At 72.3% G+C, this 22,608-nt stretch carries 22 protein-coding genes; 9 read left to right on the plus strand and 13 right to left on the minus strand.

The features are described 5' to 3' along the window. Both N865_RS23000 and N865_RS07020 read left to right on the plus strand, forming a co-directional pair. The coding region (locus N865_RS23000) for an SDR family oxidoreductase (RefSeq protein ID WP_034803420.1) at window positions 1–579 on the plus strand (579 nt) is incomplete at its 5' end. Window positions 580–630: 51 nt separating this feature from the next. After that, entirely contained in the window at window positions 631–1,728 is a 1,098-nt protein-coding gene (locus N865_RS07020; RefSeq protein ID WP_034803421.1) for an SRPBCC family protein, read from the plus strand. A 67-nt stretch (window positions 1,729–1,795) separates the two neighbouring features. On the opposite strand, the gene ilvC is transcribed toward N865_RS07020, so the two are convergent. From ilvC to N865_RS07035, 3 genes are all read right to left on the minus strand, one after another. Beyond that, the gene (ilvC, locus tag N865_RS07025; RefSeq protein WP_034803423.1) at window positions 1,796–2,824 is read right to left on the minus strand and encodes a ketol-acid reductoisomerase; all 1,029 of its coding nucleotides are present in this window, start codon (window positions 2,822–2,824) and stop codon (window positions 1,796–1,798) included. A gap of 118 nt (window positions 2,825–2,942) precedes the next feature. Continuing rightward, entirely contained in the window at window positions 2,943–3,455 is a 513-nt protein-coding gene (gene ilvN, locus N865_RS07030; RefSeq protein ID WP_034803425.1) for an acetolactate synthase small subunit, read from the minus strand. Between the two features lie 8 nt (window positions 3,456–3,463). Further along, on the minus strand, window positions 3,464–5,338 hold the full coding sequence (locus N865_RS07035; protein ID WP_034803427.1) for an acetolactate synthase large subunit: 1,875 nt from the start codon (window positions 5,336–5,338) through the stop codon (window positions 3,464–3,466). Between the two features lie 309 nt (window positions 5,339–5,647). Here N865_RS07035 and N865_RS07040 point away from each other — a divergent pair, with 309 nt between their 5' ends. From N865_RS07040 to N865_RS23255, 3 genes are all read left to right on the plus strand, one after another. After that, entirely contained in the window at window positions 5,648–6,619 is a 972-nt protein-coding gene (locus tag N865_RS07040) for a GNAT family N-acetyltransferase (protein WP_084328029.1), read from the plus strand. 12 nt (window positions 6,620–6,631) lie between these two features. Beyond that, window positions 6,632–7,060 carry an SRPBCC family protein gene (locus N865_RS07045; RefSeq protein WP_034803429.1) on the plus strand — a complete coding sequence of 143 codons (429 nt, stop codon included), beginning with the start codon at window positions 6,632–6,634 and terminating at the stop codon, window positions 7,058–7,060. Between the two features lie 124 nt (window positions 7,061–7,184). Next, window positions 7,185–8,489, plus strand: coding sequence for a hypothetical protein (locus N865_RS23255; RefSeq protein ID WP_051510305.1), 1,305 nt, complete (start codon window positions 7,185–7,187; stop codon window positions 8,487–8,489). Window positions 8,490–8,492: 3 nt separating this feature from the next. On the opposite strand, the gene N865_RS07055 is transcribed toward N865_RS23255, so the two are convergent. Further along, complete coding sequence (locus tag N865_RS07055; RefSeq protein WP_034803431.1) at window positions 8,493–9,320, minus strand: phytanoyl-CoA dioxygenase family protein; 828 nt, start codon at window positions 9,318–9,320, stop codon at window positions 8,493–8,495. A 127-nt stretch (window positions 9,321–9,447) separates the two neighbouring features. On the opposite strand from N865_RS07055, the gene N865_RS07060 reads away from it, so the two are divergent. Further along, complete coding sequence (locus N865_RS07060) at window positions 9,448–10,239, plus strand: helix-turn-helix transcriptional regulator (protein ID WP_034803433.1); 792 nt, start codon at window positions 9,448–9,450, stop codon at window positions 10,237–10,239. A 76-nt stretch (window positions 10,240–10,315) separates the two neighbouring features. Here the strand turns inward: N865_RS07060 and ilvD are convergent, their stop codons facing one another. From ilvD to N865_RS07090, 6 genes are all read right to left on the minus strand, one after another. Continuing rightward, window positions 10,316–12,016 carry a dihydroxy-acid dehydratase gene (gene ilvD / locus N865_RS07065; RefSeq protein ID WP_034803435.1) on the minus strand — a complete coding sequence of 567 codons (1,701 nt, stop codon included), beginning with the start codon at window positions 12,014–12,016 and terminating at the stop codon, window positions 10,316–10,318. Window positions 12,017–12,095: 79 nt separating this feature from the next. After that, window positions 12,096–12,620, minus strand: a complete 525-nt coding sequence (locus tag N865_RS07070; RefSeq protein WP_034803552.1) for a SixA phosphatase family protein — start codon at window positions 12,618–12,620, stop codon at window positions 12,096–12,098. A 95-nt stretch (window positions 12,621–12,715) separates the two neighbouring features. Then, entirely contained in the window at window positions 12,716–13,105 is a 390-nt protein-coding gene (locus tag N865_RS07075) for a hypothetical protein (protein WP_034803437.1), read from the minus strand. After that, window positions 13,102–14,643 (minus strand): pentapeptide repeat-containing protein, encoded by a 1,542-nt coding sequence (locus N865_RS21665; protein WP_051510307.1) that lies wholly within the window; start codon window positions 14,641–14,643, stop codon window positions 13,102–13,104. The genes N865_RS07075 and N865_RS21665 overlap by 4 nt, the downstream gene beginning before the upstream one ends. 130 nt (window positions 14,644–14,773) lie before the next feature. Continuing rightward, window positions 14,774–16,837: a YhgE/Pip domain-containing protein gene (locus N865_RS07085; RefSeq protein WP_034803440.1), complete on the minus strand. Its 2,064-nt coding sequence runs from the start codon at window positions 16,835–16,837 to the stop codon at window positions 14,774–14,776. Continuing rightward, window positions 16,834–17,457, minus strand: coding sequence for a YjeF N-terminal domain-containing protein (locus N865_RS07090; RefSeq protein ID WP_084328031.1), 624 nt, complete (start codon window positions 17,455–17,457; stop codon window positions 16,834–16,836). Before N865_RS07090 ends, N865_RS07085 begins: the two co-directional genes overlap by 4 nt. A 96-nt stretch (window positions 17,458–17,553) precedes the next feature. On the opposite strand from N865_RS07090, the gene N865_RS07095 reads away from it, so the two are divergent. After that, the gene (locus tag N865_RS07095) at window positions 17,554–18,165 is read left to right on the plus strand and encodes a TetR/AcrR family transcriptional regulator (protein WP_034803442.1); all 612 of its coding nucleotides are present in this window, start codon (window positions 17,554–17,556) and stop codon (window positions 18,163–18,165) included. Window positions 18,166–18,171: 6 nt separating this feature from the next. Here the strand turns inward: N865_RS07095 and N865_RS07100 are convergent, their stop codons facing one another. From N865_RS07100 to N865_RS07110, 3 genes are read right to left on the minus strand one after another with little or no spacing between them, the layout of a single operon-like run. Next, window positions 18,172–18,465 carry a MoaD/ThiS family protein gene (locus N865_RS07100; protein WP_034803444.1) on the minus strand — a complete coding sequence of 98 codons (294 nt, stop codon included), beginning with the start codon at window positions 18,463–18,465 and terminating at the stop codon, window positions 18,172–18,174. Window positions 18,466–18,482: 17 nt separating this feature from the next. Then, entirely contained in the window at window positions 18,483–19,565 is a 1,083-nt protein-coding gene (locus tag N865_RS07105) for a WD40/YVTN/BNR-like repeat-containing protein (RefSeq protein WP_034803447.1), read from the minus strand. Window positions 19,566–19,617: 52 nt separating this feature from the next. Beyond that, window positions 19,618–20,562, minus strand: coding sequence for a 2-hydroxyacid dehydrogenase (locus N865_RS07110; RefSeq protein WP_034803449.1), 945 nt, complete (start codon window positions 20,560–20,562; stop codon window positions 19,618–19,620). A 49-nt stretch (window positions 20,563–20,611) separates the two neighbouring features. Here N865_RS07110 and N865_RS07115 point away from each other — a divergent pair, with 49 nt between their 5' ends. Both N865_RS07115 and N865_RS07120 read left to right on the plus strand, forming a co-directional pair. Further along, window positions 20,612–21,277, plus strand: coding sequence for an MOSC domain-containing protein (locus N865_RS07115; protein WP_034803451.1), 666 nt, complete (start codon window positions 20,612–20,614; stop codon window positions 21,275–21,277). A 49-nt stretch (window positions 21,278–21,326) separates the two neighbouring features. Next, complete coding sequence (locus N865_RS07120) at window positions 21,327–22,547, plus strand: PQQ-dependent sugar dehydrogenase (RefSeq protein WP_034803452.1); 1,221 nt, start codon at window positions 21,327–21,329, stop codon at window positions 22,545–22,547. Window positions 22,548–22,608 lie beyond the last annotated feature (61 nt).

Raw genomic sequence — 22,608 nt, forward strand, 5'->3', positions numbered from 1 at the left:
CGGGTCGCCGGCCTCGTCGCCGCGGCCGCCGCGGCCGGTGCGGCCGGAGCGGCCGGAGCGGCCCTGCATCTCGTCCACATCTCCATCGTCGGGATCGACGCCATGCCCATGCGCTACTACCGGCGCAAGCTCGCGGCCGAACGCGCCATCGAGACGACCGGAGCACCCGCCACGGTCCTCAGGGCAACCCAGTTCCACTCTCTCGCAGCCTTCTTCGCCCGGGCGCTGACGAAGGGACCGCTCACCTTCCCCATCGGGCGAATGGCCCTGCAACCGGTCGACACCGACTTCGTCGCCACGCGCCTGGTCGACCTCGCGCTGGGACCGGGCCCGGCGGCATACCGGCGGGCAACGGACGTCGCGGGGCCCGACGTGCTGCCCGTCGAGGAGATCGCGGCGCTCGTCCGTGCGCGGCAGGGCCTCGCGCCACCGCGCGTCATGCGACTGCCCGCGGTCGGGGCCACGATGCGGGCGCTAGACGCTCGGCACACCATTGCCGACCCGGCCGCCTCGGAGACGGGTGGGCGGCGTTTCGTCGACTGGCTCGCCGACCAGCCGGTCCCGCTGACGGGTCGCTGAGCGGGACCTTCGGCCGTTGTCGCCGCCCCGGGCCCGACCGACGGTGAGTGGATGAGGACCAACGCATGGATGCGCCGCGGGGCCTGGCTGCTGCCGCTCGGCTACGCGCTCGTCTACCGGCCGTGGCAGCGCAGCTGGGGCGCCTCGGGGAGCGAGGTCACCGAGACGCTCCCGGGCGACGAGATCGTCACGCAGCCCCAGTGGGAGGCGACCCGCGCCGTCCAGGTCGACGCCAGACCGGAGGACGTGTGGCCGTGGCTCGTCCAGCTGGGGGCCCACCCTCGCGCGGGCTGGTACAGCTACGACTGGGTCGACAACCGTGGGATCCGGAGCGCCGAGGAGCTCCGGCCCGACCTGCAGCACCTCGCCGTGGGCGACCGGCTCCCGATGATGGCGGGGTCGTCGGCGGCCTTCGTCGTGGAGTCGATCGACCCGGAGCGGTCGCTCGTCATGAGCAACCACGCGGGCGGAGGCGCCGTCACGGCGGCCTTCGTCCTGCGACCGTACGGGCCGCGGGGCAGCCGCCTCGTCCACCGGGTCCGCTTCCGCGTCCCGGCGAACGGCCTGGCCTGGGCCGCGGCGATGGACGCCGGCGACTTCGTCATGAGCCGCCGGATGCTCCTCGGGATCCGGCAGCGGGCCGAGCGCCTCGCGCGGCGGCGTCACGGTGGGGCCGAACCTGCTGACGACGCCCCCGGCACCCCGCTGACCTACGACCTGTCGGTCGAGGTACGACGTCCGCCGTCGGCGGTCTACGCGCTCCTCGCGGACGTCCAGGACCTCGAACCGCTCCCCCGCGCAGCCGGCGTCCACATGACGAAGGAGCCGGACGGGCCGACCGGGGTCGGGACCCGGTGGCACGAGCAGGTGCGTCTCGCGCCGGGCGCGTGGATGCGCGTCGAGAGCACCGTCACGGCGGTGAGCCCTCCCGACTCGCTCGAGATGGACTTCCGGACGCGGTGGTTCGACGGGCACCTCACGTATGCCGTCGAGCCGACCCCGTCGGGCTGCCGGCTCCACCAGCGCGAGACGCTGTCGCTGCGCCCGCACGTGCCGGCCCGGGCCGCGTGGGTGGACTCCCGGCTGCGGCCTCGCCTGCTCGACCGGCTGGCCGAGATCCGCGACCTGGCGCAGACCCGCTCGGCCTGATGCGAGACGGCCGGCCACCCCACGAACGGGTGGCCGGCCGTCGGCACGTCAGCTGCGGCGCCGCGGGTCAGCGAGCGGCCGAGCCCTCGGTGTAGTCCGAGTCGGTCTGCTTGACCCAGGCCATGAGCTTGCGCAGCTCGCGGCCGGTCGCCTCGATCGGGTGCTGGGCACCCTTCTCGCGCAGGGCCTTGAACTCCGGCGCTCCGGCGTCCTGGTCGTCGATGAAGCGCTTGGCGAAGGTGCCGTTCTGGATGTCGCCGAGGACGGCCTTCATGTTCTCCTTGACGTGCGGGTCGATGACGCGCGGGCCGGAGACGTAGTCGCCGTACTCCGCCGTGTCGGAGACCGACCAGCGCTGCTTGGCGATGCCGCCCTCGATCATGAGGTCGACGATGAGCTTGAGCTCGTGGAGGCACTCGAAGTAGGCGACCTCGGGCTGGTACCCCGCCTCGACGAGCGTCTCGAAGCCGTACATGACGAGCTGGCTGGCGCCCCCGCAGAGGACGGCCTGCTCGCCGAAGAGGTCCGTCTCGGTCTCCTCGGTGAACGTCGTCTTGATGCCGCCGGCGCGCAGGCCGCCGATCGCCTTGGCGTAGGACTTGGCGAGGTCCCAGGCCGAGCCGCTCGCGTCCTGCTCGACCGCGACGAGGACCGGCACGCCACGGCCGTCGGCGAACTCGCGGCGCACGATGTGTCCGGGACCCTTGGGCGCGACCATGACGACGTCGGCGCCGGCCTCGGGCGTGATGTAGCCGAAGCGGATGTTGAAGCCGTGGCCGAAGAGCAGGGCCGCGCCGTCCTTGAGGTTGGGCTTGATGTGCTCGGCGTAGACCGTGCGCTGGACCTGGTCGGGCGTGAGGATGACGACGAGGTCGGCCTCCTTGACGGCGTCGGCGACCGAGCGGACCTGCAGGCCCTCCGCCTCGGCCTTCGCCCGGCTCTTGCTGCCCTCGGCGAGGCCGACGCGGACGTCGACGCCCGAGTCCCGCAGGTTGAGCGCGTGGGCGTGCCCCTGGCTGCCGTATCCGATGACGGCGACCTTGCGCCCCTGGATGATCGACAGGTCGGCGTCGTCGTCGTAGAACATCTCGGCCATCGTGGCCACTCCTTAGTCCGGGTTATCGGTGGTTTCGGTGTCGTGCTGGTGTGCGAGGAGACGTATGCCGCTCAGCGGGCTGGACGGCATACCCCGCGGTCGGTGGGTGGCGCGGTGGTCAGGCGCTGCGCAGGCTGCGGTCGGTGATCGAGCGGGGGCCGCGCCCGACGGCGACCATGCCCGACTGGACGAGCTCCTTGATGCCGAACGGCTCGAGCACGTCGAGCAGCGCGCGCAGCTTGTCGGAGTTGCCGGTGGCCTCGATCGTCATGGCGTCGGTCGAGACGTCGACGACCTTGGCCTTGAAGAGCTGGATCGTGTCGACGACCTGGCTGCGCGTGACCGCGTCGGCCCGGACCTTGACGAGGAGGATCTCGCGCTGGACCGAGGCCGTCGAGTCGAGCTCGACGACCTTGAGCACCTCGATGAGCTTGTTGAGCTGCTTGGTCACCTGCTCGAGTGCTGCCCCCTCGACCTCGACGACGACGGTCATCCGCGAGATCTCGGGCAGCTCGGTCGGCCCGACCGCGAGGGAGTCGATGTTGAAGCCACGCCTCGAGAAGAGGGCGGCGACCCGAGCGAGGACGCCCGGCTTGTTCTCGACGAGGACTGACAACGTGTGCTTGCTCATGGTCCTGCTCACTCCTCGCGTTCCCACACGGGCGCCTCGTGGCGCGCCGCCTGGATCATGTCGTTGCTGACGCCGGCGGGCACCATCGGCCAGACCATCGCGTCGCGGTGGACGATGAAGTCGATGACGACCGGGCGGTCGTTGGTCTCGAGCGCCTGCTTGATCACCGCGTCGACCTCCTCCGGCGTCTCGGCCCGGAGGCCGAGGCAGCCGTAGGCGTCGGCGAGCTTGACGAAGTCGGGCACGCGCTGCTGCATCGGCTGCAGGTCGGTGTTGGAGTAGCGCTCGTTGTAGAAGAGCGTCTGCCACTGGCGGACCATGCCGAGGGAGCTGTTGTTGATGATCGCGACCTTGATCGGGATGTTGTTGATGACGCAGGTCGCGAGCTCCTGGTTGGTCATCTGGAAGCACCCGTCGCCGTCGATCGCCCACACGGTGCGCTCCGGCTCGGCGACCTTGGCGCCCATCGCCGCCGGGACGGAGAAGCCCATCGTCCCGAGCCCCCCGGAGTTGATCCACGCGTTGGGGCGCTCGTACTGGACGAACTGGGCCGCCCACATCTGGTGCTGCCCCACGCCGGCGACGTAGGTGCCCTCGGGACCGGTGAGCGCGCCGATCCGCTCGATGACGTACTGCGGCGAGAGCGAGCCCTCCTGGTCGGTCCAGCCGAGGGGGAAGGTCTCCTTCCAGCCCGCGACGCGCTCGCGCCACGCGGCGTAGTCCCAGGAGCGGGTGCGGGCGTCGCCCTCCTCGGCGTGGGCGCGGTTGGCCTTGATCTGCTCGATGAGCTCGGCGATGACCTCGCCCACGTCGCCGACGATCGGCACGTCGGCCGTGCGGTTCTTGGAGATCTCCGCCGGGTCGATGTCGGCGTGGATCACCTTGGCGTCGGGCGCGAAGCTCGACAGCTGGCCGGTGACCCGGTCGTCGAAGCGGGCACCGAGGGCGATGATGAGGTCCGACTTCTGCAGGCCGGTGACCGCCGCGACGGTTCCGTGCATGCCGGGCATTCCGAGGTTGAGCGGGTTGCTGTCGGGGACCGTGCCCCGTGCCATGAGGGTGGTCACGACGGGAATCTGCGTCAGCTCGACGAGCTCGCGCAGGCGGTCGCTCGCCTTGGCGCGGACGACACCCCCGCCGACGTAGAGGATCGGGCGCCGCGCTGCAGCCATGAGGCGGGCCGCCTCGCGGATCTGCTTGCCGTGCGGGCGCGTCACCGGCCGGTAGCCGGGCAGGTCGATGCGCGGCGGCCAGCTGAACGTCGTCTTCCCCTGGAGCGCGTCCTTGCTGATGTCGACGAGGACCGGACCCGGGCGCCCGGTGCTCGCGATGTGGAAGGCCTCGGCGATCGCCTGCGGGATCTTGTCCGGATCGGTGACGAGGTAGTTGTGCTTGGTGATGGGCATCGTGATGCCCCGGATGTCCGCCTCCTGGAAGGCGTCGGTGCCGATGGCGGCGCTCGAGACCTGGCCCGTGATGGCGACGATCGGCACGGAGTCCATGTGGGCGTCGGCAATCGGGGTGACGAGGTTCGTCGCGCCGGGCCCCGACGTGGCCATGCAGACGCCGACCTTTCCGGTCGCAGCGGCATACCCCTCGGCGGCGTGGCCGGCACCCTGCTCGTGCCGCACGAGGATGTGGCGGACCTTCTCCGAGTCGAGCATCGGGTCGTAGGCCGGCAGGATGGCCCCGCCCGGGATGCCGAACACGGTGTCGGCCCCGATCGCCTCGAGGGAGAGGACGAGCGACTGGGCACCGGTGACCTCGACGACCGGCGTGACGGGCGCTACCGTCGCCCCGGCCGGGGTCTCGTGGGGTGCCCTGGGACGCGCCATGGAGGCCAGGTCCGCGGGCGATGGCGCCTGCTTCGTGGTGTCGCTCACGATCTCATCCTTTGCTCGTGCGGTGGCGTGGCCGTTCCGGCCCTTCCCTGCTCACAAAAAAACCCTTCAGTCCACCGGGGGACGGAAGGGGGCGCGCTGACCTGTGCTGCTGGTCGGCGCGCTAGGGAAGTACGAGGATCCGGGCCACGTGCCAACCGTCCTACGGCGCTCTGGGCCTGTCAATCGGCCTCGTGGGCGGTCTCAGCATGTGAACCTGTGATCTCACCAACTGTCGGCCCGTCGAGGACCCCTTCCTGAGCACCGAAAGTCGCTTGTCCCATGCCTCGGCGGCTCGGGAGACTGGCGGCCATGACCGCCGAACCCACCACCGCCGAACCCTCCACCGCCGAACCGGCCACGACCGACCTCAACGACCTCGCGCTGCCGGGCTTCACCTGGCGGCCGCTCGAGCCCTCCGACGCCCACGACGTCTTCACGATCATGGCCGCCTGCGAGCTCGAGACCCTCGGCTCCGTCGTCATCGAGGAGGCCGACATCGTCGGTGACTGGCAGCGCCCCAGCTTCGACATCGCCTCCCAGACCATCGGGGTCCTCGACGGGGGCCGGCTCGTCGGCTACGCCGAGGTCGCCAAGGGCCGCCGCGCGGAGGCGGCCGTCCACCCCGACCACCGCGGCCGCGGCATCGGCACCGCCCTCGCCCTCTGGACCCAGCGCGTCTCGCGACGCGACGGCAAGGGCCTCGTGGGGCAGCCCGCACCCGAGGGGTCCGCTGCGGAGGCCCTCTTCCGGGGCCTCGGCTACGAGCCCCTCTGGACCTCGTGGGTCCTGGAGATGCCCGAGGGCAAGCAGATCGAGCCGCAGCCGATCCCCGACGGCTACGCGATCCGCGCGGCCGACGGCGACGCGGACCACCGCGCCGCGCACGAGGTCATCGAGGACGCCTTCCTCGAGTGGTCGGACCGCGAGCGCGAGACGTTCGAGGACTTCGCCGCCAACACCGTCCTGCGGCCCGGCTTCGAGGCGTGGAACCTCCGTCTCATGACCGACCCCGCTGGTGACGCGGTCGGCGCCATGTTCGTCGTCAAGGCGGAGGAGGTCGGCTACGTCGACAAGCTCGCGGTCCGCCGTGACCAGCGCGGGCTCGGGTTGGCCCGGGCCCTGCTCGTCGACGGGTTCGCCGTCGCGCGTGAGCACGGCGCCACCCGCTCGGAGCTGTCGACCGACTCGCGGACCGGCGCCCTCGGCCTCTACGAGAAGGTCGGCATGGAGGTCACGTCGGTGTGGAAGCACTGGGCCATCGACACCTCCGACCAGGCCTGAGGAGGTCCCGGGATGAAGCAGTCGGTCAGCATCGACATCGACGCCCCCGCCGCGCGTGTCTACGAGGTCATGTCGGGCGTGGAGGCGTGGCCGACGTGGACGGCCTCGATCAGGAAGGTGACGTTGCTCGACGGCGGCCTCCGGGTCGGGGCCCGCGCCGCCGTCGAACAGCCTCGCCTCCCCCGGGCGGTGTGGACGGTCACGTCCCTCGAGGCGGGCCGCGAGTTCGTGTGGGAGGCGACCGGCCCGGGGATCCACAGCACCGCGTGGCACACCGTCGAGGAGACGGGCCCCGGCCGGTCGCGGGCCACCCTCTCGATCGAGCAGCAGGGTCCCCTCGGCGCGCTCTTCGGGCGCATCTACCGGGGGCTCACGGACCGTTACCTTGCCCTGGAGGCGGCCGGCCTCAAGTCCCGCTCCGAGGAGCCCTCGACGCGCTGAGCGCGACGCAGCCCGGCGGCATACGACGCCGTTCGTATGCCGCCGGGCCGGCCGCCGACGAGGGCTCTGCCGCCCACACACCAAGGCCGGGTATCAGGGCGCGTGAACCGACCGTCTTCCCGGCATGACACTCAACACCGTGGGCTCGACTGCCCACTACAGGATCAGCTACGACACGTCCCTGTCGCTCGCTGACGGACTCCAGCGGGCCCAGGCCCTGCTGGCGGTGTGCGAGTCGGACTACCAGATCATGTCCGACTGGTTCGGTGGCATCGCCCTGCCCTACGGCCTACCCGTCGACGTCAACATCGTGCCCGGTGGGTACGCCGGAGCGTCGTGGGGCCCGCCCATCTCCCTCCGCCCGGGTGACGGGTCCGGGATGGACGTGGTGCGCTACCTCCTTGTGGCCGAGGTCGTCGAGATGCTCATGCTCGCCCAGAACAAGGGCTGGTTCGCCAGTGACGGCAGCAACGAGGGAGCAGCCGGGGAGGGTCTCTCGCGGGTGCTGTCCGCCGAGTTCCTCCGCCGTACCGGTCTGGGGTTCAACGAGCCCGGGTTCGACACCGCACGCTTCTGGGTCAACAGCGACCGCGTCGACTACGTCAACAGCATCGACGAGCACGACCACGCCCCCGACGCCAAGAGCGGGTGCGCGACGCTGTTCATCAACTACCTGTCGTACCAGCTGGGCTACGACATCAAGCGGATCATCGCCGCGGCTGCGCCGACGCTGGGGGGCGTCTACCGCAACCTGACCGGCCGGGCCGACGACCCCTTCCCGGCCTTCAAGGCGCTCATCGACAGCCACTTCCCGCGCACGAACCCCGACGGCTCCGTGCACGACTGGACGCTGCCCGGACCCAACCCCGACAACCCGTTCCCGCTCGACTTCTACGAAGGAGCTGTGCCGATGTCCGTTCGCATCTACTGGAGGATGAACCCCGGACGCAACGTCGTCAACCTCAACTGGGATGCCCTGAGCGCCGACTCCGTCGTCGCCGTGTCCGCCAGCGAGTACGTCACCGGGGGCCAAAAGCTCGCCGACAACAGCGCCCAGCGCTTCGTCGGCGCCGCCTCGATCACCGTCGACAACGTGACGCCGCACGGCCCGCCCTTCGACCCGAACCACGGCGTCACCTTCGTCGTGACCGTGGGCTGGAGCGCTCCGCTCAACATCTGCACCGATGTCTCGCTCATCAACAACCAGCCCCTCGCGGTCGTCTACGTCGGGTCGCAGATCGAATCCGGGTCGGAGGCCGCACCGGGTGAGGTCCACGGGGCCCCCTCCCCCGTCGCGAGCGCCTATGCCCTGGCGGACTCGTCGGGCCCCGTGACCCTGCACACGGCCACGGTGTCCACCGACGGAGCTGTCGCGGACCAGTCGTCCCGGAGCGCGGGGACCGTGCAGACCGAGGTCGAGGCCGTCTGAGACCTAGCCGGCCGACCCGCCGAGCGGCGGGTTGGCCGGCGACGCGGCGAGGTCGCCGGGGGCGAGACCGGGCAGCCAGCTGGCGAGGTCGTTCGCCTGCGCCCGGTTGGCCGGCTCGAGCACGGACAAGCCGTCGGCGAACCAGATGACGGTCATCACCTCGCGCATCCGGGAAGCGGTGTTGCCGAGCGCCCGGTGCACCGTCCACCCGGAGTGGAAGGACGCGTCGCCGGCCCGCATCGCGACCGGCTCGTCGACGTGGAGACCACGGTCGGCGACGAGCCGGTCGAAGTGCTCCTCGGACGCGTCGGAGATGCCGATGTCGCTGAGCGGGCCGTCGACGTGGCTCCCCCGAGCGAAGGCGAGGCCCCCGTGGGCCGGCGTGATGTCGACGAGCGGCATCCACATGGTGAGGCACCGCGACCCGTCGAGCGGCCAGTACATCGCGTCCTGGTGCCACGGCGTGTAGCCGCCGCCCGGCTCCTTGAAGAGAGCCTGGTCGTGGTAGAGCCGGACCCGGGGAACGCCGAGCAGGCGCGCTGCGACACCGGCGAACCGCGTCGCCAGGACGAAGCGGGCCACCGACTCGTCGTGGCGCCAGAGGTTCATGACCTGGAGGAAGGCCATGCCGTAGCGGTCGCGGTCGGCGAGGGGCCGGCTCTCGGTGCTGAGCCGCTCCACGGCCGCACGGATCGGGATGCGGTATGCCGCCGCCTCGTCGGCGCTCGCAACGCCCGTGAACCGGACGAACCCGTCGGCGCGGTAGGCGGCAACGTCCTCGTCGCTGACGGGGTATGCCGTGGTGAGGGCGGGAAGCGTGTCAGTGGGCATCGGATGAGCGTCCTTCGCGGATCTTGGCCGACCTGAGTGGTCGTCGGATGTGGTCATCACATCCGAAGGACCGCACCGCCACCCGGAACACGATGGTCGCAGGGGGACGTTCTGGTTGACTGAGCCGATGAACGGCCACGGCCTCGGCCAGGTGCTCGCCGCCGCCCGCATCGCCCCGGGCACCGGTCTGCCGGTCGGCACGTCGCGGCGGCATCCGACCTGGGGCCTCACCTTCCTGACGGCCGGCACCGGTCGCTACCGCGACGCCCGGCACGACGAACCCATCAGCGCAGGCACGCTCGTCGTCGTCCACCCCGGCCACCCGCACTGGTACGGCGCAGACGCGGGAGGGTGGGACGAGCACTTCGTCGTCTTCGACGGCGCGCTCTTCGACCTCGCCGCCCGGCGAGGATCCCTGTCCCCTGCCCGGCCCCTGGTCCATGGCCTGCCCGTGCGGCGCTGGGCGGCGCGCTTCGCGGCGTTCGAGCGGACGCGACCGACCACGGTGGAGGGCCGAGATGCCGAGGCCCTCGACCTGCTCTCGGCCCTTCTCGGGGCCCTGCTACCCGACGCGCAGCACCGCCTCGACCACCACCGCGCAGGTGCGTGGCTCGCCCGCTCGACCGAGCTGCTCGAGAGCGACCTCGGGGAGCCGCTGGACCTGCGCACGGTGGCTGCCGCCGTCGGCATGCCCTACGAGACGTGGCGACGCAGGTTTCGCGCCGAGACCGGCACCAGCCCCTACTCCCACCGGGCGGCCCGACGGCTGGCAGCCGCCACCGAGCTGCTCGTGCACAGTGGACTCAGCGTGCGCGACATCGCCGCCGCAACCGGGTTCAGCGACGAGCGACACCTCATCCGCCGGTTCCGCGAGCGGACCGGCCGCACGCCCCGCGCCTTTCGCGACGGCGACGGCTGACGCGGCCCGGCGGCATACGACATCGTTCGTATGCCGCCGGGCCGGCGTGCGGCTGGACGCGACCCCGCCCGTGACGTCAGTCGCAGACGGCGCCCTTGCTGGCGCTGCCGACGAGCTTGCGGTACTTCGCGAGGACACCCCGGGTGTACTTCGGCTCCGGGTGGGTGACGCCCTCGGCGCGACGGCGCTCGAGCTCGTCGTCGTCGACGAGCAGGTCGAGCCGGCCGTTGGCGACGTCGAGGCGGATGCGGTCGCCGTCGTGGACGAAGGCGATCGGGCCGTTGTCGACGGCCTCGGGCGCGACGTGACCGACGCAGAGGCCCGTGGTGCCGCCGGAGAACCGCCCGTCGGTGAGCAGGAGGACGTCCTTGCCGAGGCCGGCGCCCTTGATCGCTCCCGTGACGGCGAGCATCTCGCGCATCCCTGGGCCGCCCTTCGGGCCCTCGTAGCGGATGACGACGACGTCGTTGGCCTGGAGCGAGCCCTGCTCGACCGCGTCCATCGCGGCGCGCTCGCCGTCGAAGACGCGCGCCGTGCCCTCGAAGACCGACTCGTCGAAGCCGGCCGACTTGACGACCGCGCCCTCGGGGGCGAGCGAGCCCTTGAGGATCGTCAGGCCACCCGTCTTGTGGATCGGCTCGGACAGCGCGCGGACGACCTTGCCGTCGACGTCCGGGGGGTTGATGTGGGCGAGGTTCTCGGCGAGGGTCTTTCCCGTCACCGTGAGGCAGTCGCCGTGGAGCAGACCGGCGTCGAGCAGGGCGCGCATGACGACGGGGACACCACCGACCCGGTCGATGTCAGTCATGACGAACTGGCCGAAGGGCTTGACGTCGGCCAGGTGCGGAACCCTCGCCCCGATGCGCGAGAAGTCGTCCATCGACAGCTCGACATCGGCCTCGTGGGCGATGGCGAGGAGGTGGAGCACCGCGTTGGTCGAGCCACCGAAGGCCATGACGACCGCGATGGCGTTCTCGAACGCCTCCTTCGTCATGATGTCGCGGGCGCGGATGCCTCGACGCAGGAGCTCGACGACGGCCTCGCCCGACTTGCGGGCGAAACCGTCACGGCGGCGGTCAGTGGCCGGCGGCGCGGCCGACCCGGGCAGCGACATGCCGATCGCCTCTGCGACCGAGGCCATCGTGTTGGCGGTGTACATCCCTCCGCAGGCGCCCTCGCCCGGGCAGATCGCCCGCTCGATCGCGTCGACGTCCTCACGCGACATCCGGCCGGCGGCGCACGCACCGACGGCCTCGAACGCGTCGATGATCGTCACGGTCTTCTCGGTGCCGTCGGAGAGCTTGGCGATCCCGGGGAGGATCGACCCGGCATACAGGAAGACCGAGGAGAGGTTGAGACGAGCGGCCGCCATGAGCATGCCCGGCAGCGACTTGTCGCAGCCGGCGAGGAGCACCGAGCCGTCGAGGCGTTCGGCGTTCATGACGGTCTCGACGGAGTCGGCGATGATCTCGCGGCTGACGAGCGAGAAGTGCATCCCCTCGTGGCCCATCGAGATGCCGTCGGACACGGAGATCGTCCCGAACTCGAGCGGGTAGCCCCCGCCCGCGTGGACGCCGTCCTTGACCGCCTTGGCGAGCCGGTCGAGCGAGAGGTTGCAGGGGGTGATCTCGTTCCACGAGCTCGCGACGCCGATCTGCGGCTTGGCGAAGTCGTCGTCGCCGAGGCCAACGGCCCGGAGCATCCCTCGCGCGGCGGTCTTCTCGAGGCCGTCCGTGACGTCGCGGCTGCGGGGCTTGATGTCAGGCGTCTGCGTCATGGGAGCAGCATAGGACCGTGTCCGCTGGGTGGACACGGCATCTCACGCCACGGTCGTCCCGCCCGAGGAGCCCGGGGCGTCAGCCGCGGCTCACGTGGAACCGCGTCAGCTCGCACGTGCCGAGGTCGAGGTCGGCCCAGTCGCCGTCGTAGCGCATGACCGCGAGGCCGCTCGTGGCGAACCCGTCACCGAGCGCATCGTGGGCCTCGCGAGATCCCGCGCCGTCGGTCAGCAGGCTCGTGAGCTGAGCCATGGTCGGGTTGTGGCCGACGACGAGCACCGTGGCCATCTGGCCCGCGTCCTCGCGGACCGTCTCGAGGACCTGCTCAGCGCCGCCGAGGTAGACGCTTCGGCGGTACTCCACGAACTCCGTGTTGGCGCCGCCGTGGCACGCGGCCTCCCAGGTCTGGCGGGTGCGGTGGGACGTGGAACAGATGACGAGGTCAGGCACGAGGCCGTTCTCCTTGAGCCACTCCCCGGCGGCGGTCGCGTCACGCCGGCCGCGCTTGTTGAGGTCGCGGTCGTGATCGGACTTGCCGAGTCCCTCCTCGGCCTTGGCGTGACGCATGAGGACGAGGGTCTTCTCTCTCGCGGCGCTGCTCATGGCACCGAGCATGCCCCTCGGCGCGCTTCCTTGTCAGCCCTTCTCCCGCGAAGTCGCGCATCACACGTCGTGACGCGGCACGCTGGCCGGCAGGCTCACGGGAGGACCGGGTCGAGCCATGCGGGACGCAGGACCGCGAGGACGATGAGCGCGACGCTGATGGCAACGCCGATCCACAACCTGATGTCCCAGAAGGCGACGAGCAGGCCGATGGACAGGCCTCCGGCGACGATGGTGATCGGGGACCAGCCGCCTGCGAGCCCGGGCACACCCCAGAGCGCCAGGGCAGAGGCGACGAACGCCAGGACGACGGCGCCCATGAGGACGCCGGCGACCGGCCTGCGTGCGGCTTCCGGCAGCAGCCAGGACCGCTCGAGCGCGAAGGGGTAGGCCGGGTCGGCGGCGGCGGGGACGACGAAGAGCAGGTGGACGAGGCCGTGGGCGATGAGCAACGTCCCGAGGACGACACGCACCAGTGTGGTCATGACCCGCCTCCGACCGCGGTCGCGGAGATCCGGCCGAACGCCTCGCGCGCCGCGTCGTCGAGCACGGCGCTCGTCCACGACTCGCCCGCGCGGATGACGAGGCCCTCGGCGAAGGTGCACGCCTCGAACGTGACGCCGGTGAGGTCGACGCCGGTGAGACCGAGCTCGCGCTCGAACGCGCAACCCCGGAACGTCGCACCGGTCAGGGTGGCCCCCGTGAGGTCGCACCGCGCCACGTGGCACCCATCGAGGACCGACCCGGCGAGAGTGGCGCTGGACAGCACGGTGCCGCTGAGGTCGCAGCGCGTGAGGGCCGCTCCGCTGAGGTCGCTCCGCGACAGGTCGGCCCCACCGAGGTTGCAGCGGGTGATGGTCGCGGAGACGAGGGTCGCGCGCGGCAGGCTCGCCCCGGCGAGGCTCGTGTCGACGAGCACCGCGCGGTCCGCCCGGAGGTCGGCCCCGGCCACGCGGACGAGCCTCGACCGCTCGAACCTGCTCCCGGAGAGTCGTGCGTGGGCGAGGTCGGCGTGGCTGAGGTCGGAGCCCGCGACCTGCATCCCGCCGGCGGCGAGATGGTGCGCGGTCACCCGGGAGAGCGTGGCCCGGTCGAGCGTCGCGTGGGTGAGGACGGCGCCGGGCAGGCTCGCTCCGGTCAGGTCCGTCTGGCGCAGCGTGGCGCCCGCGAGGCGCGCCGCGTCGAGGGCCGCCCCACCGAGGCGCGCCTGGTCGAGGATCGCGTCGCTGAGGTCGGCCCGGATCGCCTGGACGCGTCCGGCCGCCCCGGTGAGGTCGGCCCCGGGCAGGGCCGCTCGGGTGAGGACGGTGCCCTCGAGCCCCGCTCCCCGGAGCACCGCGCCCGTCAGCCGGGCGTGCGCGAGGTCGGCGCCGTCAAGACGGGTCTTGCGAAGTCGTATGCGGGAGAGGCGGGCTCGCGCGAGGTTCGCGCCTGAGAGGTCGACGCCCGCGAGGTCGACCGCGGCCCGCCCCTCCTCGTCGAGCTGGAGGAGGAGGTTGACGATGATGCCTCGCGTGCCCTCGAGCACGTGCGTCGCCTGGGCGACGTCGACGTGCTCCCGGGCGGGCCCCGGCTCGGAGGCGTCCGGTGGCGCGGCGGTCGCACAGACCTGGCGGGCGATGCGATGCGTGCGGACCGTCTCCGGCAGCGCGGCCGGTCCCATCGAGAGCACGGCGAGCGCGATCGAGGCGGAGTCCTCGGCACTCGCCTCCCCGAGGGACATCAGGAGCAGGGTCAGGGCCTCCTCCGGGTAGAGCGAGAGGGCGCTGATCGTCCAGCGCCGGGTCGACGGGTCGGTGGCCTCGCCCACCGCGCGGATCAGCGCGGCGGCACGGTCCTGGCGCGCGCGGACCTCCTCGTCGTGCTGCTGGCGTCGGCTCCGCTCGGCGTCCTCCCCGGCCTTCTCGCGCGCGTCGCGGCGATCCGCGAGGTACTTGCTGACCGCCCAGATCGCCGTCCCGGCCGCCGTCGCGATGCCGACGTAGGCCGTGATGAGGTCTGCCGTGCCGGATGCGTCGGCCACCTCGCCCCCTCTCCCCCTGTCCGTCCCCGACGCTAGGGAGCGGGGACGCGGGTTGTGTAGGGCCGTTGGTCCCGAGGTGGGCGTGTGCCGCTGGGCGCGGCCCCGCGGCATACGGCCCTCGGGCGATGGCTCAGAGGCTCAGCTCGGGCTTGATCCGGGCTGCGGTCCAGACTCGCGAGCGACGGGCCGCCACGGTCGAGACGGCGAGCGCGCCGGCGAGGAAGAGGGTGAGCACCCCGAGGTCTCCCCAGAGCGGCGTCAGGTCGGCGCCGTACATGAGGCGGCGCAGCCCGTCGATGGCGTAGCTCATCGGCACGAGGTGGTGCACGACCTGGAGCGGCGCGGGGAGCGTCTGCCAGGGGAACGTCCCGCCTGCGCTGACGAGCTGGACGACCATGAAGACGAGCCCGAGGAACTTGCCGACGGCCCCGAGGCGGGCCGCGAGCGCGTGGAGGATCGCGACGAAGGTCATCGAGACGAAGGCGAGGAAGAGCAGGGCGAGGACCGGGTGGGCGATGTGGATGTCGAGGGCGAGGCCGACGACCGCGATGAGGGCGAGCACCTGGACCCCGCCGACGGCGACGGGCGCGAGCCAGCCACCGACGGCCGTGCGGAGCGAGCGCTGGCTCGTCGCGAGGGCGCGGGTCGAGAGCGGCCGGACGAGCAGGAAGAGCGTGTAGGCGCCGATCCACAGGGAGAGGCTGAGGAACATCGGGGCGAGGCCCGCCCCGTAGTTGCCGGCGGACGCGAGCGACCCTGACTCGATCTTGAGGGGGTTGCCGATCGTCTGCGCCATCGCCTTGCGCTGCGCGTCCGACGGGTCCGGGACCGAGTCGCGGCCCTTGGCGAGCGCCTCCTGGAGGTCAGCGGAGCCGCTCTTCAGCGCGTCGAGGCCGCCGGCGAGGCGTCCGGCGCCGGCCGACAGGCTGTCGGCGCCGGAGGCCGCCTTGGTCGCGCCGGTGGCGAGCTGGGCCGAGCCGGCGTCGAGGGCCTGGAGCCCGGTCGCGAGGCTGCTCGCCCCGGTGCTGAGCTGGGCCGATCCGGTCGCGGCGCGGTGGATGCCGTCCTGGAGCGCGGGCGTCGCCGCGGCGAGCCGCGAGGCGCCCGCGGCGACCTGGTCGGCGCCCGTCGAGAGGCGGCTGAGGTCGCCGGAGGCCTGCTGGATCCGGGTGTCCGCATCGGCGACGTAGCCGTCGAGCCGTCCGAGCCGGCTCTCGACCGTGGCGATCTGGGCGTCGGTCAGCCCCTGCTGTCGCAGCGCCGCGACGAGCGAGGTCTGCTCGGTGGCGAGCCGGTCGCGGAGGGTCGCGGAGGCCGAGGCGACCTGACGGCCCGTGTCCGCGATCTGCCGGTTGCCTGCCGCCACCTGGGCCGCGCCGTCAGCAAGCGCCCTGGTCTGGGACGGCAGGGCCGCCGTCCTGGAGTCCAGCGTGCCGAGGCCCGACGAGAGCGACGCTGCCCCGGAGCTGAGCCGGTCGGCGCCCGCGGCGGCCTGGCCGATGCCGGCGTGCAGCTTCGTCGCTCCCGTGGCGAGGTCGTCCAGCCCGGTGGCGAGAGCCACGGAGCCGTCACGGAGCTGGTGGGCTCCGGAGTCTGCCTGGCCGATGCCGGCCTGCAGCCGACCCGCGCCGTCGACGGCCTTCCCGAGCTCGTCGTGGACCTCGCTGAAGCCGAGGAGGAGCTTGCTCGCCGCGGTCTCGCTGACCTCGCTCGCCACCGACGCGCTGACCTGCTTGATGACGGTGTTGCCGATGAGGCTCGTCATGTAGTTGTTCGCGTCGTTCGTCTCGAGGAGCACGGAGGCCTGGCGGGGGTGGTAGTCGGCGGTGGAGGCGAGGTCGGCCGAGAAGCCCTCGGGGATGATGACGGCGAACGCGTAGCGCCCGTCGTTGACGCCGGCGAGCGCCTCGGTCCGCGAGACGCGGTGCCAGTCGAAGCTCTTCGACTCGACGAGGTGGTTTGCGACGTCGCCGCCGACGGCGAGCCTCTCGCCCGTGCTCAGGGTCGTGCCGCGGTCGTCGCTGACGACGGCGGCGGGCACCTGCGGGAACGCGCCGTACGGGTCGTGGTTGGCGTAGAGGTAGAGGCCGCCGTAGAGCGTCGGGATGAGGACGAGAGCGGCGAGTCCGAGCCGTGCCAGCCGCGAGGAGGTGAGGCGGCGGAGCTCGGTGAGGGCGAGACGGACGGGGTTCATGCAGGATCTCCGGTCGGGGTGGCGGGCGCGAGGGTGCGGGCCGTGGCAGGTGAGCAGATGACGACGACGGTCAGGCCGCGCTCGGCGAGGCGCTGGGCGGCCACATACCACTCGTGGGGGTCTCCCCCGTGCCGGTCGGGGCCGGTGAGGACGACGACGCGGACCTCCGGGTGCCAGGACCCCAGCTCGAGGAGCGTTCGGGTCCGCACGCCGGGGGGAAGGCTGTCCCAGCGGTCCCGGGCCCGGTCGGCGAGGCCGCGCTCGGCGAGGAAGTCCGCGACGTCGCGGCGCGAGGACGGTCGCTCGGCCAGGGCGAGCTCCTCGGCGACGACGACCTTGACGGGAAGGGCGTCCTCGGGCGCGGTGACGTCGGCGACGTCGACGAGCCGGGTCAGCACCTGGAGCGTCCGGCGCTCGGTCGAGCCCGCGATCGCGACGCTGCCGGCGGCGAGGTCGACCCGCCCGCCGATCGCGAGGGCGAGGGCGACCTGCCCGACGCCGGGGTCGGTCGGCACGAGCGTCACCCGTCCCTCCGGGGCGTGGACGTCGACACCCGCCACGAACGGCTCGTGGGTGCCGGCCACGGTCACACCGATGGCGACGACATCTCGCTCGATCACGCTGTACTCCCTCTGGGCGGGACGGCCCCGCTCGCTTCGATACAAGTATGCATCCAATACGCCTATGTATTCAATACGAGCGTGTATCCTAGGCGTATGCCGCCGTCCCCCGCACCGCGCGTCACCCCCCGTCGCCAGGCCACCCGTGACAGGGTCCTCGAGGCTGCGAGCGAGGTCTTCGCCGAGCGGGGCTTCCACGGCGCGAGCGTCGAGGACATCTGCGAGCGCGCCGGGTTCACCCGCGGCGCCTTCTACTCCAACTTCTCCTCGAAGGACGACCTCGTCCTCGAGCTGTCGACCCGACACGCGCAGGCGCTCGTCGACCGCATCCGGAGCGCAGCGAGCCGGCCGGAGGCGAGCCCCGAGGACGTCCTCACCGACGTCTTCGCGAGCCTCGCCGACGAGCCCCTGCGCAAGGACCGGTGGCTCGTGCTCACGACGGAGTTCACCCTCCACGCGATCCGCGACGCAAAGGCGCGCACGGCCTGGGCCGAGCAGCAGCGGCGCATCCGCGACGCGCTCATCGCGGTCGTCGACGAGACCGTCGACCAGCGCGGGATCACCCTGCCGATGCCGACGGAGATCTTCGTGCGGGCGGCCATGGCGCTCGCCAACGGGTCCATGACGCAGCAGCTCGTCGAGCCCGGGTCGCTCGATGCGGGCGAGCTCGAGCGGACCGTCCTGCCGGTCCTGCTCGGGCTCGGTTGACGGGGGTCAGCCTCCCGACACGGCGTTGATGATGTGGACGCGGGCCCCCGCGGGGACCGCCGTCGCGACGCCTGCGGCGCGCGTCGCGTCCTCACCGTTGACGAAGACCTTGACGTGCCGGCGGATCTCGCCGCGCTCGTCGCGCACCTTGCCGTCGAGGATGCGGTGCTCGGAGAACGCCCGGTCGAGCAGCTCCGCCACCGTCTGGGACTGCTGCGGCGACTCGACCTCGATCTCAGACACACCCGCGAGGTCGCGGAGCAGCCCGGGGAGGATGACGCGGACGGGGGCGAGCGGCATACGGACTCCTCTGTCGCTCAGGAGAGCTCAGCCGCGCGCACGACGAGCACGTCGGGCAGCTGGGTCGCGATCCGGGTGAAGGACTCGCCCTCGTCGGCCGACGCGAAGACATCGCCGTTGCGGGTCCCGATGTAGACGCCGACCGGCTCACCCGTGTCGACAGCCGCGGCATCGCGCAGGACGCACGTGAAGCTGCCCGAGGGCAGGCCGTCGGCCTGCATCCGCCACGTCGCGCCCCCATCGTCGGAGCGCTGGACCTGCAGCTGGGCGCCCGGCGGGATCCGCTCGCCGTCGTCGGCGACCGGGACGTTCCACACGACCCCGGGCCGTCGCGGGTGGGCGAGGATCGCGAAGCCGAAGTCGGTCGGCAGCCCCTCGGCGATCGAGTCCCACGTCGCGCCGTTGTCGCCTGACCGGTAGACACCCTTGTGGTTCTGGGCGAAGAGCTCGCCCTCGCCCTGGCCGCGCGCCACCTTGTGGACGCACTGGCCGTACTCGGGGTACTCGTTGTCGGGCATGAAGTAGGCCCGGATGCCGGGGTTGCTCGGCTCCCACGTGGCGCCCGCGTCGGACGAGCGATAGACCCCACCGGCACTCATCGCGACGAGGAGCCGCTCCGGGTGGCCGGCCTCGGGGACGATCGTGTGCACTGCGCCGCCGCCGAAGCCGGGCTCCCACGTCGGCCGGTGCGGGTGGTCCCACAGGCCGCGGACGAGCTCGTAGGTCGCCCCCCGGTCAGCGCTCCGGAAGAGCGCGTGGGGCTCGACCCCGGCCCAGACGACGTCGGGGTCGTTGGGGTCGGGCGTCAGCTGCCAGACCCGCTCGAGCGCGGTGTCGGTGTCCTCCGGGAACGCGACAGCACGCTCTGCGCTCTCGGTCCACGTCCGCCCGCCGTCGGTGCTCAGCTGGACAGTGGGACCCCAGTGCCACGACTTGACCCCTGCGAGGACGTTCGACCGTCCCTCTCGGGTGTCGATCGCGACGGACGCGACCTCGCTCATGAGGAAGTGCGGCCCCTCGAGCGACCACTCCTGCCGGTCTGCGCTGCGGGCGAGCCACAGCCCCTTCCGCGTTCCGATGGCGACGATGGTCTCGGTCATGTTGACAGTGTCCACTATGAGTGGTTACCGAACAAGGGATCGGGCAGGACAATCAGGCGTTGACGACGTTCGCGAGGCGGCGCCCGTCGCGCAGCGCGACGACCTGGCGGCGGATGAGGGCGAGCGCCCGCGGGCGCATGGCGGTCGTGGCCCCGCCCACGTGCGGCGTGATGAGGACCCCCGGTGTCCTCCAGAGAGGGTGGTCGGGCGGCAGCGGCTCCGGGTCGGTCACGTCGAGCGCGGCCCGCAGGCGGCCCGTCGCGCACTCGGCGACGAGGGCATCGGTGTCGACGACGCCGCCGCGGGCCACGTTGACGACGACCGCACCGTCGGGCATCCGCGCCAGCAGGGCGGCGTCGACGAGGCGACGCGTCGCATGCGTGAGCGGGACGATGAGGATCGTGACGTCATGGCTCGCGACGAGATCGGGCAGCTCCTCGATGGCGTGGACGGCGTCGACGACCTCGTCCCCCGCGCGGGCCCGAGTGGCCACCGCCGTGACCGTCACCTCGAAGGGTGCGAGCCGCCGCGCGATCGCCCGCCCGATCTGGCCGTAGCCGACGACGAGCACCCGTCGGTCGGCGAGCGCCTGGCCGAGCTCGAGCGGCGGCCAGAACCCCGTCCGCTGGGCGGCGACCGCCTCGGGGATACGCCGGATCGACGCCAGGGTCAGCGCGACGGCCAGCTCGGCCGTGCTCGCGTCGTGCACGCCCGCGGCGTTGCACAGGGCCACACCGGCGGGCACGTGCGCCAGGTGGGACTCGTAGCCGGCGCTCTGGAGCTGGATCGCCTCGAGCGCGTCCAGACCGGGTACGACGTCGGTCAGACGCAGGTGCGACATGTACGGCACGACCACGTAGCGCAGCTCACCGCCGCGAGGGTGAGGCCGGACCATGTCCCACACGACGACGTCGACACCATCGAGATCGGCGAGCCCGGCGGCATACTCCTCGTCGGGGACGGACACGACGAGAGGGACGCGCGGCTCGGTGGGCATGACCCGACCGTAGCGAAACCGGTTGCACGGGGTCGTTAGGCTCGAGGACATGCCGAGCCCAGCACATGTCCTCTCCGTCAACGTCGGCCGCGGCGTCGAGCGCCCCTACGCGAGCGGGCCCGTGACGGCCATCGACAAGCGTCCGGTCGACGGCATCGACGTGCGTGACCCCGGGCCCAAGCACGGCGGCCTCGGCAGCGGCGTGGTCGGTGACACGGTCGGCGACACGCGCCACCACGGCGGGGTCACCCAGGCGGTCTACGCCTACCCGCGCGAGGACCAGCAGTGGTGGGAGGAGAGGATCGGACGGCCGATCGAGCCCGGCGGCTTCGGCGAGAACCTCACGACCGTCGGCGTCGAGGCGACCCACGCCCTCGTCGGCGAGCTGTGGACGATCGGCGACGTCGTCCTGCGGGTCGAGGCGCCACGGATCCCCTGCGCGACGTTCGCCGGCCACATGGGCGAGCGCAGGTGGGTCAAGCGGTTCACCGACGCCGGCCGCACGGGCGCCTACCTGTCCGTCGTCACCCCGGGACGCATCGAGGCCGGAGCGCCGATCGTCGTCGAACGACCCGACCACGACATCGACCTCCTCCTCGCCTTCCGCGCCTTCATGGGCGACCTCGGCGCGGCGCGCCGCGTCGTCGACGCCGGCGTCCTCCACCCGACCGAGCAGCAGCCGCTCGAACGGAGCCTCCTGCGGCGCGACGCCTGAGCCGGAGCGTCTCACGCTGCGTCGTCGGTGAGCGGGGACACAATGGGGTATGCCGCTGCACACCCGAACGCTCGGACGTGCCCTCCTCGTCGGGGTCCTGGTCCCCGTCGCCCTGAGCGGCTGCTCCCAGTCCGGGACGCCCACCGTGGGCGGGACGTCCACGGCCACCGGCCTGACATCCACGAGCCCCACGACCTCGACCAGCCCCTCGTCGGTACCGACCGTGACGCCCTCCCGGCCGACGGTGACCACCTCCAGCACGCCGTCGACCACAGCCCCGACGTCCGCACCGAGCCAGCCCGCCCCCACCGGCGCCACGACGCTCCTCGGTGGGCTCGACACACCGTGGTCGATCGCCATGCTCCCCGACGGGAGCGCCCTCGTCAGCGAGCGCGACACGGCTGACATCCACCTCGTCCCCGCCCCCGAGACGCGGGGCCGCGCGAAGGTCGTCGGGCGCCTGCCCGGTGTCCACGCCGAGGGAGAGGGCGGCCTGCTCGGCCTCGCCGTGCCCGTCGACTTCGACGTCAACCCCGTCTTCTACGCCTACTACTCGACCGACAGCGACAACCGGATCGCGGCCGTTCCCTGGCGCGGCGACCGCATCGGGACGCCGGTCGTCATCTTCTCGGGCATCCCGCGCGGGCGGAATCACAACGGCGGCCGCATCGCCTTCGGACCCGACGGCGACCTCTATGTCGGAACGGGCGACGCCGGCGACCGGTCCCTCGCCCAGAACCTCGACTCGCTCGGCGGCAAGATCCTGCGCATCACCCCGGAGGGCGCGCCGGCACCGGGGAACCCCTTCGGCGGCTCGCCGATCTGGTCGTACGGCCACCGCAACGTCCAGGGACTCGCGTGGGACAAGGCCGGCCACCTCTACGCGAGCGAGCTCGGGGCCGACACGTGGGACGAGCTCAACCGGATCGAGCCCGGCAAGGACTACGGGTGGCCCGACGTCGAGGGCAAGGGCGGGGGGGCCGACTACACCGACCCGATCGCCGTGTGGCGCCCGGCGCAGCTGTCCCCGAGCGGCATCGCCGTGGGGCCCGACGGAGCCGTCTACATCGCCGCGCTGCGGGGCCAGTCGGTCTGGCGGGTGCCGATCGGCGCAGACGGCCAGGTCGGCGCCCCGACCCGGCACCTGCAGGGCGCCTACGGCCGGATTCGCGACATCCGCTTCGTCGACGGTCGGGCCTGGATCCTCACGAGCAACGGCACGGGCGACCGGCTCCTCTCGCTCCCGCGGGCCCAGGTCGGAGCCGGCTGACCACGCGCACCCTGCGCCGGCGGACACCCCTCGTTAGCCTTGGACCATGCGGCACGAGGCC

Origin of the sequence: Intrasporangium oryzae NRRL B-24470 (assembly GCF_000576595.1) — a bacterium.
In the GTDB taxonomy this organism is placed as follows: domain Bacteria; phylum Actinomycetota; class Actinomycetes; order Actinomycetales; family Dermatophilaceae; genus Intrasporangium_C; species Intrasporangium_C oryzae.

What these genes read in the sequence shown, in the direction of transcription:
- N865_RS07040 (WP_084328029.1), top strand. Translation starts at nt 5,648, where the DNA reads ATGACCGCCGAACCCACCACCGCCGAACCCTCCACCGCCGAACCGGCC.
- N865_RS07075 (WP_034803437.1), bottom strand. Translation starts at nt 13,105, where the DNA reads ATGACCACACTGGTGCGTGTCGTCCTCGGGACGTTGCTCATCGCCCAC.
- N865_RS07085 (WP_034803440.1), bottom strand. Translation starts at nt 16,837, where the DNA reads ATGAACCCCGTCCGTCTCGCCCTCACCGAGCTCCGCCGCCTCACCTCC.
- N865_RS07045 (WP_034803429.1), top strand. Translation starts at nt 6,632, where the DNA reads ATGAAGCAGTCGGTCAGCATCGACATCGACGCCCCCGCCGCGCGTGTC.
- N865_RS07115 (WP_034803451.1), top strand. Translation starts at nt 20,612, where the DNA reads ATGCCGAGCCCAGCACATGTCCTCTCCGTCAACGTCGGCCGCGGCGTC.
- ilvD (WP_034803435.1), bottom strand. Translation starts at nt 12,016, where the DNA reads ATGACGCAGACGCCTGACATCAAGCCCCGCAGCCGCGACGTCACGGAC.
- ilvC (WP_034803423.1), bottom strand. Translation starts at nt 2,824, where the DNA reads ATGGCCGAGATGTTCTACGACGACGACGCCGACCTGTCGATCATCCAG.
- N865_RS07060 (WP_034803433.1), top strand. Translation starts at nt 9,448, where the DNA reads ATGAACGGCCACGGCCTCGGCCAGGTGCTCGCCGCCGCCCGCATCGCC.
- ilvN (WP_034803425.1), bottom strand. Translation starts at nt 3,455, where the DNA reads ATGAGCAAGCACACGTTGTCAGTCCTCGTCGAGAACAAGCCGGGCGTC.
- N865_RS07020 (WP_034803421.1), top strand. Translation starts at nt 631, where the DNA reads ATGAGGACCAACGCATGGATGCGCCGCGGGGCCTGGCTGCTGCCGCTC.
- N865_RS07070 (WP_034803552.1), bottom strand. Translation starts at nt 12,620, where the DNA reads ATGAGCAGCGCCGCGAGAGAGAAGACCCTCGTCCTCATGCGTCACGCC.
- N865_RS23255 (WP_051510305.1), top strand. Translation starts at nt 7,185, where the DNA reads ATGACACTCAACACCGTGGGCTCGACTGCCCACTACAGGATCAGCTAC.
- N865_RS07100 (WP_034803444.1), bottom strand. Translation starts at nt 18,465, where the DNA reads ATGCCGCTCGCCCCCGTCCGCGTCATCCTCCCCGGGCTGCTCCGCGAC.
- N865_RS07055 (WP_034803431.1), bottom strand. Translation starts at nt 9,320, where the DNA reads ATGCCCACTGACACGCTTCCCGCCCTCACCACGGCATACCCCGTCAGC.
- N865_RS07095 (WP_034803442.1), top strand. Translation starts at nt 17,554, where the DNA reads ATGCCGCCGTCCCCCGCACCGCGCGTCACCCCCCGTCGCCAGGCCACC.
- N865_RS07120 (WP_034803452.1), top strand. Translation starts at nt 21,327, where the DNA reads ATGCCGCTGCACACCCGAACGCTCGGACGTGCCCTCCTCGTCGGGGTC.
- N865_RS07105 (WP_034803447.1), bottom strand. Translation starts at nt 19,565, where the DNA reads ATGACCGAGACCATCGTCGCCATCGGAACGCGGAAGGGGCTGTGGCTC.
- N865_RS07110 (WP_034803449.1), bottom strand. Translation starts at nt 20,562, where the DNA reads ATGCCCACCGAGCCGCGCGTCCCTCTCGTCGTGTCCGTCCCCGACGAG.